This is a genomic window from Dehalobacter sp. DCM (assembly GCF_024972775.1).
Taxonomy (GTDB): domain Bacteria; phylum Bacillota; class Desulfitobacteriia; order Desulfitobacteriales; family Syntrophobotulaceae; genus Dehalobacter.
The window spans coordinates 24,713-40,000 of sequence record NZ_CP092282.1; the positions used below are offsets into that span (position 1 = coordinate 24,713).

The window sequence follows — 15,288 nt, forward strand, 5'->3', positions numbered from 1 at the left end:
TCACTATGAATAAAACCGCAATTAAAAATTTTGCTATTTGGGCGAGAAATAAGCTCATAGCAGATATCACCTATAAGGCAGGCCTTCTGGGCATCACTGCAAAAGACATCAAGAGTCCCCTACCACAATCTACACAGACAGTCCAGTTCTTTGATATTGGAACCAAGGAGCCAAGTTCCATCACTGGAAAAGAAATTGAACAGCGCAAGAAGTTGGTTGAGGAAATTCAAAGGAAAGCCAACCAAAGCGATTACTCTACGGCATACAAGAATGTTATCGAGGAGGTTGCCTATACTTGGTTTAACCGACTAATTGCAATCCGTTTCATGGAAGTGAATGATTATCTTCCAACACGAATTCGAGTCCTCTCTTCCGAGGGCAATAGTAAAGCGGAACCAGATTTAGTGACTCATGCCATGGAGGCGAGCCTCGATTATTCTGCATACGAAAAAGATAGAATCATGCAGCTCAAACATGAGAATAAGCTGGATGAACTTTTCAGAATGCTTTTTATCAAGCAGTGTAATTCCCTAAACACCAATCTGCCTGAGCTCTTTGAGAAAATGAGCGACTATACCGAACTCCTACTAAATGTTTCTTTTACGGACAAAGATGGTGTGGTCTATCATTTGGTAAATGACATTACCGAAGATGATTTCAATGTATCCAAAGAAGGTCAGGTTGAAATTATTGGCTGGCTCTATCAATACTACAACGAGGAAAGAAAGAATGAAGTAATTAATATTTACAAAGGAACAATCAAAAAAGATGATATACCGGCTGCAACCCAGCTTTTTACAACAGACTGGGTAGTTCGCTATATGGTGGATAATTCACTTGGCAGATATTGGATTGAAAGAAACCCGCATAGTAAACTGTCCAACAAATTAAAGTATTTTGTTAAGTCCAAAAGCAATGAGATTCAATATGTAGATGAGAAAATATTTCCAGAAGATTTGACTATTTTTGATCCTTGCATGGGGAGCGGTCATATCTTGGTCTATGCTTTTGATGTTCTTATGGAAATATACAAGGAATGCGGTTATACAGAAAGAGATGCTGCGCAATTAATTATTAAGAATAATATATTTGGTCTGGATATTGATAATCGAGCATATCAGCTTGCTTATTTTGCTGTGATGATGAAAGCCCGAAGCTATGACAGAAGATTCTTGACCAGAGATATTGAGCCGAATGTATCTGCAATAATGGAAACAAACGAGTTATCTAAGTTTACTTACGATGGAATAACGAATGACAAGCCTCAAAATAAGGTTGGCGAGTACCTCATCAAAATATACAAGGATGCTAAAGAAATTGGAAGCTTGATTTCGGTTAAAAAGAATGATTACACGGCATTTATAGAGTATCTGAATAATTGCAATGTGGCAGGTCAGCTGTCTATCGAGAGTGATTACTGGTTTAGAGAAATAAAACCATTGATGAAAAAAATAGCCATTCAGGCATCAATAATGTCTAGGGAGTTTTCAGCTGTATGTACTAATCCACCATATATGAACAAATTAGAAGGTCAGTTGAAAAAATTTGTGGTGGAAGAATATAAGCCATACAGTGGGGATCTATTTTCAGTATTTATGTACAGAAATTTTGACTATTGCATAACTAACGGCTATTCTGCTTTTATGACTCCATTCGTATGGATGTTTATAAAAACATATGAAAATCTAAGAGTATTTATTATAAATCAAACATCAATCACTACCTTAATTCAAATGGAATATTCTGCTTTTGAAGAAGCTACTGTACCAATTTGTACTTTTGTTTTAAAGAATGGAAAGAAACAAGAAAAAGGTATATACATTAAACTTTCTGATTTTAAGGGTGGCATGGAAGTTCAGAAACAGAAGGTTTTAGAAGCACTTAGTGATGAGGACTGCAATTATTTATTTGAGACAAACGAAGATAATTTTTCAAAAATATCAGGGTCGCCGATAGCATATTGGATCAGTAATACTATTTTAAATTCATTTAATAACCAAAATTTACTAGACGTATCAAAACCTTGTAAGGGTATTGACACTGGAGATAACAACAGGTTTTTAAGATTTTGGTTCGAGGTCTCATTGTTGAAACAATATATTCCAAATGGGAAGGTTGTTACTTCGAGTGATCTGGAGAGGAAAAAATGGTTTCCATATAACAAAGGTGGCTCATTCAGAAAGTGGTACGGAAATAATGAATATTTACTTGATTGGAGTAATAATGGAAATACATTAAGAGCCTTTTCTGGTTCGAATTTAAGAAACAAAGATTATTACTTTAAAAAAGGCATTACATGGTCTACAGTTACTTCTGGAAGTCTAAGTTTAAGGTATTTTGATTATGGATTTTTATTTGACAATGGGGGTTGTTGTTTATTTACAGATGCCAATTTGTTGTATATTCAAGGTTTATTGAATTCGAAAGTCACAAAAGAATTAATGTCAATTTCACCAACAATTAATTGTCAACCAGGGGACATAGGGAGAATTCCAATCATTGTTTCTGATACATGGAAAACAAGAATTGAAGAGTTGGTTCAACAAAATATTAATATTTGTAAGATGGATTGGGATTCCTATGAAACATCATGGGATTTTCAAAAGCATCCATTATTGAGACATTCTGATACAAAATTTATTTCAAGCGCTTTTGATAAATGGAAACAGTTCATGGAAAATCAGTTCGCTCAATTAAAATCAAATGAAGTGGAACTGAACCAAATTTTTATTGAAATTTATGGATTACAGAATGAATTGATGCCAGAAGTCGAAGATAAGGATGTTACTGTCAGCCAACCTGATTTGAAACGAGATATTCGATCGTTTATTTCATATTCAGTCGGATGCATATTTGGTCGATACAGTCTAGATATAGATGGGTTAGCTTATGCAGGAAGTGAATGGGAAAATGGTTATTACAGTAAATTTATTCCTGATACTGACAATATTTTGCCAATTACAGACGAAGAATATTTTCAAGATGATATTTTAGGATTGTTTACGAATTTTATTAAGATTATTTATGGTGCTAAAACCATCGAAGAAAATCTTGACTTCATTGCGAATGCCTTAGGTAACAGCGGGAACAGTTCTCGTGAAGTCATAAGGAATTACTTCGTAAAAGACTTCTTCAAAGATCATTGCAAGGTCTATCAAAAAAGACCCATATATTGGCTCTTCGATAGTGGAAAACATAATGGTTTTAAAGCATTAGTATACATGCATCGCTATGATGAAAATACCATTGGAAATCTACGTATCGATTACCTGCATAGAATGCAGCGCATTTACGAAAATGAAATAGCCAGAATGCAGGATACCATAGAAAACAGCAGAGATGCCCGTGAAGTGACGGCTGCGACGAAACGTAAAGAGAAACTAATTAAACAACTACAAGAAACGAAAGAATATGATGAAAAAATTGCTCATCTTGCTTTGGCGCGTACTTCCATTGACTTGGATGACGGCGTCAAAGTGAATTACGAAAAAGTACAGATGGATACAGATGGCAAGATGCTTGATGTTCTGGCTAAAATTTAGAAGAAAGGAGGGTGTGTGATGGCTGAACTGAATTTAAAGCAAATAACCGACAAGCTCAATAATGAGTTCACTGGTGATACCCGTAAACTGGTCTTTTGGTACGATGAAAAAGCTGAATTTGAGGATGATATTGATACATTGGATATTTCCAATGCCAAGATCTATCATCTGGAAAAGGATAATCAGTTTTACACCAAATATTTTTTAGAACGGCAGGATACGGCAACCAACTACCTCATCTATGCCCCATTCCCACGCCCCCAGGTAAGGGACAACCATTTGGAAGACGTGCTGCTATATTCCAAGCAGTTTTTTGCGGATCGCGCATCACTCTTGACGGTGGATTTGGGAATTGACCAAAAATATAAACCGGTCATCCAAAAATACATCAAGTTCTTTGGGGCGAAAGATCGCACACAGAAATTCTATGATCTGGAACTAGAGAATTTTACCAAAGAAAGCATTGAAGTGGCTCTCATGAGCGTTCTGTGTAAAACAAAAATTGCTTTCTTTGACGAAGTTGTGCGAGTCATCCTCACAGAAGGCGAACTCGATGACAACAAATTTTTGGGTGAATTCGAAAAGTATGATCTTCTGGAACCTTTCTGGCGTTTGTGTGAAGAACAATTTGGCTACACCGACGTGAAACCTACGCTGGAGAAATTAGTTATTACCATGTTTGTGACCTACACGCAGAGATATCTTCAGGGCGAGCTGCCTCAGGCATGGAAGAGTTTTGCATCATATAAATCAGGGAATATCATCGCATTTCTCGATAGCCTGATGAACAATGTCTTATATCGAGAACAGTATAATGAGTTGTCATCATATGTGGCCAGAAATCTTCAGGCGAAGACAATTCTTGAATCCTACAATCCGGAAGTTTTGGTAAATTGTTATACCTTCGAGGTAATCGATGAAATCCTGATTGCCTGGGTGAATGACCGTCTCCTCAATGAAGATATTGGGGCAAAGCTTAACAACCTCTCCATACCAGAAATCTGTAAGGACCGTCGCAAGCGCCATTTTGGTGAACAGTATCGCTCAGAATATCATATGCTTGAAAGTGCCTTCCATGTCATATCAGCTGCCAAGTATCAAGGTAAAGAAAACTTTAAAGATATCAGCAAACAATACATTACAGCGGACTATAAGATCGATCAGCAGTATCGTAAATTCTACTTCAACTATGACCAGTTGAGTGAGAATGCTCATTTCGAAAAAATAAGAGACCTGGTGGAAAATATCTATACAAATGAGTATCTATCAAAGGGTGTTTATAGCTGGAATCAAGCACTGAGTAAAGAAGATTTTGCATCCGCTCTACCTCTTCAAAGAAACTTTTACAGCAAATATATCCAGCCCAGCAAAGACCGTGTTGTGGTGATTATTTCTGATGCCATGCGCTATGAAGTAGGTCAGACTCTATTCGCTAAGCTGGAGAACGATGAGAAGTGTACACCAAAACTGGAAGCAGTGTTAAGTGTCCTTCCTTCCTATACAAGACTCGGAATGGCGGCATTACTGCCTCATAAAACTCTTGAACTGACAGATGACAGCAGGGTCTTGGTGGATGGCATGCCTTGTGACTCTCTAAAGCAACGGGAATCTGTAATTAATCTCTACAGCCCAAACAGCCGATGCATCCAGTTTGATGATCTGAAACTCTTAAAGAAAACGGAGCTTCGGGAAGTCTTCACCGGGATGGATGTTGTTTATGTATACCACAATCAGATTGATGCCAGAGGGGATAAACTGAATACGGAGAACGAGGTGTTCACTGCTTGCAATGAAGCCGTAGAAGAGCTATTTGCCTTGATCAAACGGATATCAACGAATGCGAACACGCTTCACTTTATCGTGACAGCGGATCATGGATTCATATATAAACGAGATAAACTCCAGGAAACAGACAAGATAATTCACCTGGCTGATAAGGACGCATTTGTAAATCGTCGGTTTGTTGTTTCTAAAGATGCCCTTTTTGATGATGGAATTATATCCCTGTCAATGGGGGAAATCCTGGGGAACAGCGATTCGAAAATGGTGTCTGTGCCGGTAAGCTCCAATGTCTTTAAAGTGCCTGGCGGTGGGCAAAACTTTGTTCACGGAGGTTCATCACCACAGGAAATGATCATCCCTGTTATTGATGTAAAGGTTGAAAAAGGTCATGCAGATACAAGACCTGCACAGATAGTGCTTGTCAGCATGGTTCAAAAGATCACAAACCTGATATCTTCTCTGGACTTCATTCAGTCTGAGCCTGTCAGTGATGTGATCAAAGAGACCAGCTATAAAGTGTTCTTCATTTCCGAAGATAATGAGAAAATTTCCAATGAGTGCATTTATATTGCAGATAAAAAGGATAATGATCCCAGTAAGCGTATTTTCAGATTGAAATTCAACTTTAAGAATAAGCAGTATGACAAATCCAAGCGTTACTACTTGGTAGCATACGATGAGAAAAATGATGTTGAAGTTCTGCGTCATGGCGTCGTGATGGACATAGCCTTCGCGGATGACTTTGGCTTCGGCGTGTAGGGAGGGATGAATCGGTGGATGAAAGAGAAAGAGACCATGATGCAATCGAAATAGAACAATTTCAGGACGACTTCGATATTCAAGAGACCAAAGACGATGTTGCTGAAGTATTAGTCAGTTCAGGCAACCATCTCAATGACAAGCTGAACGAGGTTTTCGCGGGAAAGATCGTCCGGAAAGATCTGACAAAAAAGATCAAAGAAGGCGCAAATGTACCCATATATGTTCTGGAATATCTGCTTGGAATGTACTGTGCAACAACTGAGGAAGAAGCCATCGCGGACGGAGTCCGCAATGTAAAAAGCATCCTGGCTGAAAATTTTGTGCGGCCAGATGAAGCTCAGAAGATTATTTCCAAACTAAGAGAGCGTGGCACCTACACCGTTATCGATAAAGTAGCGGTTAAGCTCAATTATCGATTGGATATCTATGAGGCTGAATTTTCCAATCTTGGGCTCAAGAATGTACCTATTTCAGAAAAGTACCCTTCTGATTATGAACGACTGCTCAGCGGCGGCATCTGGTGCATTGTCCAGTTGGAATACTTCTATGATGAAGCTGACAAGAGCAGAATCCCCTTCATTATTTCGAAGTTGACCCCAATTCAGATGCCTAATTTGGATATGGCTGAAGTTATAGGTGGCCGTGATCAGTTCACCAAAGAGGAATGGATCGATGTTATTCTTCGATCTATCGGGATGGAACCAACAAGGTTCACACCCAGAGTGAAAATGCTGCTGCTGGCCCGGATGATTCCTCTAGTGGAAAACAACTTTAATTTTTGTGAGCTTGGACCACGCGGCACGGGAAAATCTCATGTTTATAAAGAGATCTCACCCAATAGTATTTTGGTTTCCGGTGGACAAACCACAGTAGCAAATCTTTTCTATAACATGGCCAACAAGACTGTAGGTTTGGTTGGAATGTGGGATTGTGTCGCGTTTGATGAAGTGGCAGGCATTACGTTTAAAGACAAAGACGGCATTCAGATCATGAAGGACTATATGGCATCCGGATCTTTTTCCCGCGGGAAAGAAGAAAAGAATGCTTCTGCCTCCATGGTCTTTGTAGGGAACATCAATCAAAGTGTGGACGTGTTACTTAAGACATCACATTTGTTTGATCCATTCCCGGAAGCCATGGCGTATGACAGTGCGTTCTTTGACCGCATGCATTGCTATCTGCCAGGCTGGGAGATCCCGAAATACCGACCGGACTTCTTCACGAATGAGTATGGATTTATTACAGACTATCTGTCTGAGTTTTTAAGAGAGCTGAGAAAGACATCCTATTCGGATGCAATAGATCATTATTTCAAGTTAGGTAATAACTTAAATCAGCGTGATGTGATTGCCGTCCGAAAAATGGTATCCGGTCTGATTAAGTTGATCTATCCAAACGGTAAGTTCAAAAAGGAAGACGTTGAAGAGATCCTCCGATTTTCACTGGAGAGCCGCCGTCGCGTCAAAGAACAACTGAAGAAAATTGGCGGCATGGAATTCTATGATGTGAATTTCTCCTATATAGACAATGAAGATTTCACAGAAGAATTTGTTCCGGTGCCAGAGCAAGGTGGCGGAAAACTTATCCCTGAAGGTCTGCACAAACCTGGACAAGTCTACACTGTGGCTCGAGGCAAATCTGGTATGCTTGGTGTATTTAAGCTTGAAACCGAAATGGTCACCGGTTCCGGAAAGTTTGAAAGAACCGGTATTGGATCGGATCGAGAAGCCAAGGAGTCGATCGAGACTGCTTATCGTTATCTGAAAGCCAATAGCAAAAACGTCAGCGGTACCATCAGCATCTCTAACAAAGATTATCTGATGCACCTTCAGGACCTTAATGGCATTGGGATAACCAATCAATTATCCTTAACGGCCTTCATTGGATTGTGTTCTGCGGCTCTTCATAAGCCAGTGATCGGCAGCCTTGCGGTCCTGGGAAATCTGAGCATTAGTGGAACTATTATAAAAGTTGAAGAACTCGCTAACGTACTTCAAGTTTGCCTGGATAGCGGTGCTAAAAAAGTTCTTCTACCAATTACATCAGCTGTGGATATGGCATCTGTACCACCGGAACTGATGGGTAAATTTAATTTGATTTTCTACCAGTCACCAGAGGACGCAGTGTTTAAGGCTTTGGGGGTTGAGTAATGGAATCGATAATTGTGAAGAATATCAAGATATTAAATAAAGGGTAATAACAATTGCTTCCTCAAATTGTCGAAGCAAAATAGGTGGGTTGTTATTTATTGAAAATTATAGTACATGAGAATTAAGTTGAGGGGAGAAATCATGAAGGATAGCCTGGCAAAAGTATATGCTGCATTTCGATCAGGATGTTTAGGCAACAATATTTTAGAAGCTTATTTTCCATTCTTTGCAAATATTATATGTGAAGATGCTTTGGAAATTATTGATGAACACTATATTGGAGATCGATTTAATAAAAAATATGAAATTCCAGTACCTTTAACATTCGTTCGTCAGGTTTTAGCAGTAGGAATAGAGAATAATTCAATTAATTATGATAGAGGTAAATATGTAGCAAATAAAAGTCTAATCGGGCAATATAAATTCGATAGCAATGATTTTGATAAAAAATGGGAATCAATTAAAGTCGGTTTTATTGAATACTGCAAGTCAAATGATCTAGATATCCGAGATGTTGACATAGATGGTCGGATGATTAAATTTATTGAAAAATACGATTTAAGTTTGGTCTCGAATGAATCATTTGGACCTCCTGATAACAATGATCTATTCGATTATGCTTGGAGCAAATACTTATCGGTGATTGAAAACACTAAAAGACCTGAATTTGATTTTTTTGCCTCTCTAAGCTTTAGCAATATTTTTAAAGAAGCTGTTTTCTATAGTGGTGATGGACGAAAAAGTTTTTCTGGACTTAATGTATATTTTGATTCTCCTATGATTTTCGCATTACTCGGGATGGATTCTCCAGCAAGAATGAGTTCTTGTAAGTTTCTGCTTGAAAAAATGATATCATCCGGTTGCAAAGTCCAACTATTTGATCATTCCTTCCAGGAAGTTGAGGGCATACTTTCTAGAGCAGCAGGCTGGGCTGTGAGTTCTCAATATGACATAAGAAAAGCAAATAATGCCGTACGGTATTTTCATGATAATGAAATGAACGACAATGAAATTGCGGAATACTGTGCAACTTTGGAGGATAAATTATCGCAACTAAATATTTCTATTAAAACGACTAATTTCGACGTTTACAGCGATGTATTTCAAGAAGATGAAGCTCAAATTTACTCAATGATAGAGTCAAAGTATAAGCATCAACTACAAGCTATCAGCGAAGAACGGAGACAAAGTATTCTAGTCGATGTACGTTCTATAATAATGATTTACAGGGAAAGGAAAGGACAAACTGCTACAAGAATACAATCGTCTCGTGACATACTACTAACCTTAAATGGTACCATCGCTAATGTGAGTAAAGATTATGAAAGCAACAGAAGTATTAATTCAGGTCATATTCCTGCATGTGTTTCAGCTGATTTATTCGGTACTGTTTTATGGTTGTTTTCACCAGCAAGCTTAATAGAATATCAAAGAAAACAATTACTTGCTGATTGCTATTTAGCTCTACGTCCTTCTAAAAAATTACTCATTAAGTATATAGAGTCATTAGAACTTGCACGTGCTTCTGGAGAGATAGATGATAAGCAGTTTCTTTTTATGCGCTCACATTCTGTAGTAAATGATGCACTAATGAATGTAACAAAAGGAGATTATGCCCGATTTAATGAGAGAACTTACATTGAAGTATATGATGAAATTCAAGATATTGCTGAAAAGAAATATAAAGAAGAAGCGGAATCACATAAAGAAACAAAACTGAAGTTGGAAGAAATTATCAACGTAAAGCAGGAAAAGGATTCAACAATTCTAAAATTGTCAGAAGACATTCAAAACTTAAAGCAAATTAACGACGAGCGAGAAAAAAAGGATTTTAGCAAGAAGTTAAAGCGAAGGGGATGGATATTCTCTGCAATCTTATTTGGGGCGCCTTATATTCTTTTGATTGGGACTATAGAGGCATTGAAGAGTAAGTATACTGAGTTCAGTTTTTATAATATCATTCGAATTTCAGGACTTGTGTTTATATCAATCTTGCTGTTGGTCTTGTTTGAAAGAGGGAAAAAATTCTGTTTTAATCTCGTGGAAAAGCAATTATTAAGACAGCAAAGGAAGTCCAGCAGTGAGGCAACAATCGAACAAGATTAATGGCAAGCAATGCAAGTGTTTATACACTTGCCAAAATCACATTTGATTTTTTATCCTGGGAGAATCCCAGACCCATTACTACAAGTTGAATGAATCATTCATCAAGTAACAATTTCGTGGCTTTTAGTAAAATTATATATCTATTTGAAAAATTTTAAAGAAAGGAGCTGAACTCATAATGATAAAGATTGTTGATAATCAAGAACTCAAATTGGAATATAAGAGAGGATTTGGAGCGTGGACATACCACCTTAGAATTCCAGGGACTGCAGATATTGAGGGGAATTGGGGTTTTCTAAAGGTATCCGGGACAATTGACGGTTATGAAGTAAAAAGCATTAATTTGGCTCCAAGGAAAAACGAAGACAAGATAATCTCGATCAATAGAAAGATTAGAGAGGCAATCGGTAAAAGCGGCGGAGATACAGTTAATGTGACTTTGTTTTTGCACGATTAAAATACTTGAAACATCTGACACAAATGATTTTAAAAGGGAAATACTTGGTGGCAACGCTGGCACTTTGTCAGATAACACAGTATTTAGGGCTTGCTCAACAAACCAATTTTCATCAGTAAGTCGAGCAAAGGTTGAATTGGATTTTTGAAAAAGCCTAACGAAGATAATTAAAGACAAACCAGTATAATTATTCATGGAAGGGTCAATTGAGCTGCTATTAGTTATTAATACGGATAAAATTGATTTGTCTGGTGCATGACGGGAGGAACCACAATTGGATCATTACTTACCCGGAACACCATAATCCAGTATAGGCGGCAACCCTGTTTTGAGAGTTCTTACAGGAAATGAATGATGGTAATTATGTTGCATTTGAAGAAGGAGGCTTATTCGTTCGTGAGTAATGATATTAAAGCAATTGAAACAGAATATGACGGACATCGATTTCGCAGTCGACTTGAAGCTCGTTGGGCAGTCTTTTTCAATGCAGTCGGTCTAACTTATGAATATGAAATTGAAGGATTTGAAATGGATGGAACCAGATATCTTCCGGACTTTTATATTCCCAGCTTGAATAGGTGGTTCGAAATCAAGGGCAAGCCGTTGAGTCTGAACGAAATAAAAAAGTGCGAAGAATTCTGCCGTAGGCTTGATAATGAGAATATAAAGTACTCAGTCCTTATTGGGTCGCCGAATTTATGCGCCATACGCTTCGGAGATTTTTTTGGAATACTGGAGTACGTCTGGGAGTGGCCCTCTGAAAAGTATCCTGACAATTATCGCATTCAAGCTCCCAAGGAACTTATAGATGACGAGTACTATTCCCGATTTGTAAAGGGCTTATGGGTTGTTCCTGATAAGACGGAAGAGGAAGTTGCGGTTGCAGCTGTTGCAGCAGGCAAGGCAAGATTTGAATTTGGAGAAAAGCCTGATGTATAGGGATTCTAAAGTTGAGGCGATGGGATTTCGGACTGGTTCCCTCAGAGCGAAGTCTTGAAGCGGTCGGCAAATCTGTGCGTTTGCATATTATAGGTAGGAGCAAGGTCTTTGACCTGTTTCCGAGAACGCACAAGGGTAAAAATCGGCGTGTTTTAAGGGAAAAACACGCTTTGATAAATTTCCGCCAAACGAACACAATAATCTGACATCAATCTGGAGCAATCGAGCCACGTTGAGAGTATAATTCTGATGACGTATTGTGGTTCAGGGGGCGAAAAGTAGAAGTTGACCACAACATATAGTGGTTCAAGAGTGATTTTGGAGCAAAAAATGAGCGAAAAAACACCGTTTTTTGACCCCTATTTTTGGGGTGCTTTATAGATGACATAGGGTAAAAAGAGTGATGACATTATAAAGGTGGAAAAATTGATGGCTCAGAAAGAGGGAGAAATAATCCTCTGGGATGATAAGAATTTTATATAATCTAATGTAGTGGTAGTTGTTTTGAAACAGCTACCACTATAGTTTTTTAATAGTTTGAAATTTTATTTCAAACTATTATAGAACCTACAATATTTGTGTTTTTAAAATAGGTTTGTATAGAAATCACCCTTTTATGGTATTAATGTCGTAATAGATGGTTTTGAGATATTTCAAATAATATAAAAAACACTTGAATAAATGCTCATATAACTATTGACATATGAGAAAAACAATAATATGATAAATACACAACGTATGAATGCTTGCTCAAGTATTCAGATGAAATGATTTAAAAAGAGGTGATAATATGACTGAAAAATTTAATTCAATTGAAAGATGTGACTGCAATGTAATTCATGAGGATATTGTAAATCAAGTTAGAGATAAAATGCCTCAAGAAGAAAGCCTTTATGATCTAGCAGAATTATTTAAAGTATTTGGAGATTCAACACGAATCAGGATATTATGGGCTTTACATGAAGCTGAAATGTGTGTTTGTGATATCGCTGTATTACTTAACATGACACAATCAGCAATTTCCCATCAGCTGAGAGTCTTAAAACAAGCTAATTTAGTGAAAAACAGAAAAGAAGGGAAAGTAGTATATTATTCATTAGTTGATGATCATGTAAGAGAAATATTTGACCAAGGTCTAATTCATATCAACGAGAAGTAGTAATGTGGTATAATAGAATATTTTTTGAAGATATTTGGGCAGATATTTAAGTCTTCATATCAAATGAGCTATGTTTCAATAAAATTTGAAAAAGACTTGTAGTATTCAAAATAAAATTACAAATAATATTTAGGAGGATTTAATAATGAAAAAGAAATTTATACTTGAAGGTTTAGATTGTGCAAATTGCGCGGCAAAAATGGAAAAGGCTATTAATGAGCTTGATGGAGTGAAAGAAGCTACTGTTAACTTTATGACCACAAAACTCGTTATTGATGGTGAGGATGAAAAAATGCCAACAATAATAGCAGAGGCCGAAAAAATAGTTAAAAAAATTGAACCCGATACAACTATGAAAAAGGCTTAAAGGAGGCTATTTAGTATGACAAAACGACTATGGCGAATAATTATTGGTGCAGCCGTGTTAGCTACAGCAGTATTGCTTAATTTAAATAATGAATGGTTACAGATTGCTCTCTTTATAATAAGTTACATTATTGTAGGTGGAGATGTTGTAAAAAAAGCTGTAAAAAATATTTTTAAAGGTCAAGTTTTCGATGAAAACTTTTTAATGAGTATTGCAACAATTGGTGCATTTTTTATTGGTGAGTATCCTGAAGGTATTGCAGTTATGCTGTTTTATCAAGTTGGAGAACTGTTTCAAAGCTATGCAGTTGGCAAGTCGAGAAAGTCAATTGCAAGCCTTATGGATATTCGACCAGATTATGCAAATGTTAAAAAAGGCGATGAACTTGTTAGGACTGACCCGGATGAAGTACAAATTGGAGATATTATTGTAATTAAAGCAGGAGAAAGAATTCCTCTTGATGGCAAGGTAATAGAGGGAAGTTCAATGATCGACACATCGGCACTTACTGGTGAATCTGTTCCTCGTGAAGTAGAAGTAGGAAGTGATATCCTGAGTGGGTGCATCAACATTAATGGAGTTATTACAGCAGAGGTTACCAAGGAATTTGGAGAATCTACTGTAAGTAAAATTCTTGATTTAGTTGAAAATGCAAGTAGTAAAAAATCCAATTCAGAACAATTTATTACGAAGTTTGCGAGATATTATACACCGGTTGTGGTTATAATTGCAGTTTTTTTAGCTATTATACCGCCTCTTGTTATAGACGGGGCGACTTTTAGTGTTTGGATATATAGAGCACTAGCATTCCTTGTGGTATCCTGTCCGTGTGCTTTAGTTGTTTCAATTCCTTTGAGTTTCTTCGGTGGAATAGGTGGAGCCTCAAAAAAAGGTATTTTAGTCAAGGGTAGTAACTATTTAGAGGCATTAGCAGAAACTGAAATTGTTGTTTTTGATAAAACTGGAACACTAACGAAAGGTGTATTTAATGTACAGGAAATTCATCCAGAAGGAGTTTCCAAAGAAGAGCTACTAGAATTAACTGCATATGTGGAAAGCTATTCCAATCATCCGATTTCACTTTCACTGAAACGTGCATATGGCAAAGAAATAGACAATGGACGTATTTCAGATGTAGAAGAGATATCAGGTCATGGTGTTATTGCAACAGTAGATGGCAAAAAGGTTATGGCAGGAAATATCAAACTTATGAAAATGATGGATATCCCTTATTTCAAGGGAGAGCTGATTGGTACAGTTGTACATGTTGCAGTTAATAACCAATATATAGGTTACATTGTAATTGCCGATGAGGTAAAGGAAGATTCAGCACAAGCAATCAAGGAACTTAAGGCAGCTAATATTAAACAAATAGTTATGTTGACAGGTGATAATAAAAGTGTTGGTTCAAAGGTTGCTAAAGAGCTTGGTCTTGATAAGGTTTATGCAGAACTGTTGCCAGCAGACAAAGTTGAAAAACTAGAAGAATTATTTTCGCAAAAATCTACAAAAGGTAAACTTGCTTTTGTTGGTGACGGAATCAATGATGCACCTGTATTAGCCCGTGCAGACATTGGAATAGCAATGGGTGGTTTAGGTTCTGATGCGGCCATTGAAGCTGCTGATATTGTAATTATGACTGATGAGCCATCGAAAATTGCTACTGCAATGAAAATTTCTAAAAAGACACTAAAAATTGCACATCAAAACATAGTATTTGCAATTGGAATAAAAATAATTGTTCTTATTTTGAGTGCTTTTGGAATAACTACTATGTGGGCAGCTATATTTGCAGATGTAGGTGTAACTATCATCGCAGTATTAAATGCTTTTAGAGCTTTGAATGTAAAGAATCTATAAACTATTTTTCCTATTCACCCCTTGAATGATACCGATAATTGACGATACAATCAAGGGGTATTTTTTAATTTAAAAACTATAAATGAAAATTGGTTGGGATTTACCTTGAATTAAATGGTTTTAAAGATATGGAGGTTATGTAATTGAAAGTTATGAAGACTAAG

The 15,288-nt window shown here is 37.1% G+C and carries 9 protein-coding genes; all 9 read left to right on the plus strand.

The features are described 5' to 3' along the window. Positions 1–5 precede the first annotated feature (5 nt). The 9 genes from pglX to LPY66_RS00170 all read left to right on the plus strand — a co-directional run bounded on the left by pglX (position 6) and on the right by LPY66_RS00170 (position 15,124). Positions 6–3,542 (plus strand): BREX-1 system adenine-specific DNA-methyltransferase PglX, encoded by a 3,537-nt coding sequence (gene pglX / locus LPY66_RS00130; RefSeq protein ID WP_337986182.1) that lies wholly within the window; start codon positions 6–8, stop codon positions 3,540–3,542. 18 nt (positions 3,543–3,560) lie between these two features. After that, the gene (gene pglZ, locus LPY66_RS00135; RefSeq protein ID WP_337986183.1) at positions 3,561–6,083 is read left to right on the plus strand and encodes a BREX-1 system phosphatase PglZ type A; all 2,523 of its coding nucleotides are present in this window, start codon (positions 3,561–3,563) and stop codon (positions 6,081–6,083) included. 77 nt (positions 6,084–6,160) lie between these two features. Then, positions 6,161–8,236 carry a protease Lon-related BREX system protein BrxL gene (brxL, locus tag LPY66_RS00140; RefSeq protein WP_337988159.1) on the plus strand — a complete coding sequence of 692 codons (2,076 nt, stop codon included), beginning with the start codon at positions 6,161–6,163 and terminating at the stop codon, positions 8,234–8,236. Positions 8,237–8,377: 141 nt separating this feature from the next. Next, positions 8,378–10,342 (plus strand): hypothetical protein, encoded by a 1,965-nt coding sequence (locus LPY66_RS00145; protein WP_337986184.1) that lies wholly within the window; start codon positions 8,378–8,380, stop codon positions 10,340–10,342. 178 nt (positions 10,343–10,520) lie between these two features. Next, positions 10,521–10,799 (plus strand): DUF1905 domain-containing protein, encoded by a 279-nt coding sequence (locus LPY66_RS00150; protein WP_084234471.1) that lies wholly within the window; start codon positions 10,521–10,523, stop codon positions 10,797–10,799. 396 nt (positions 10,800–11,195) lie between these two features. Further along, on the plus strand, positions 11,196–11,738 hold the full coding sequence (locus tag LPY66_RS00155; protein WP_337986185.1) for a hypothetical protein: 543 nt from the start codon (positions 11,196–11,198) through the stop codon (positions 11,736–11,738). Between the two features lie 790 nt (positions 11,739–12,528). Next, positions 12,529–12,897, plus strand: a complete 369-nt coding sequence (locus LPY66_RS00160; protein WP_104409634.1) for an ArsR/SmtB family transcription factor — start codon at positions 12,529–12,531, stop codon at positions 12,895–12,897. Between the two features lie 145 nt (positions 12,898–13,042). Continuing rightward, a complete protein-coding gene (locus LPY66_RS00165; RefSeq protein WP_003145146.1) occupies positions 13,043–13,264 on the plus strand; it encodes a cation transporter in 222 nt (73 codons plus the stop codon). Positions 13,265–13,279: 15 nt separating this feature from the next. After that, positions 13,280–15,124, plus strand: coding sequence for a heavy metal translocating P-type ATPase (locus LPY66_RS00170; RefSeq protein WP_312654633.1), 1,845 nt, complete (start codon positions 13,280–13,282; stop codon positions 15,122–15,124). Positions 15,125–15,288 lie beyond the last annotated feature (164 nt).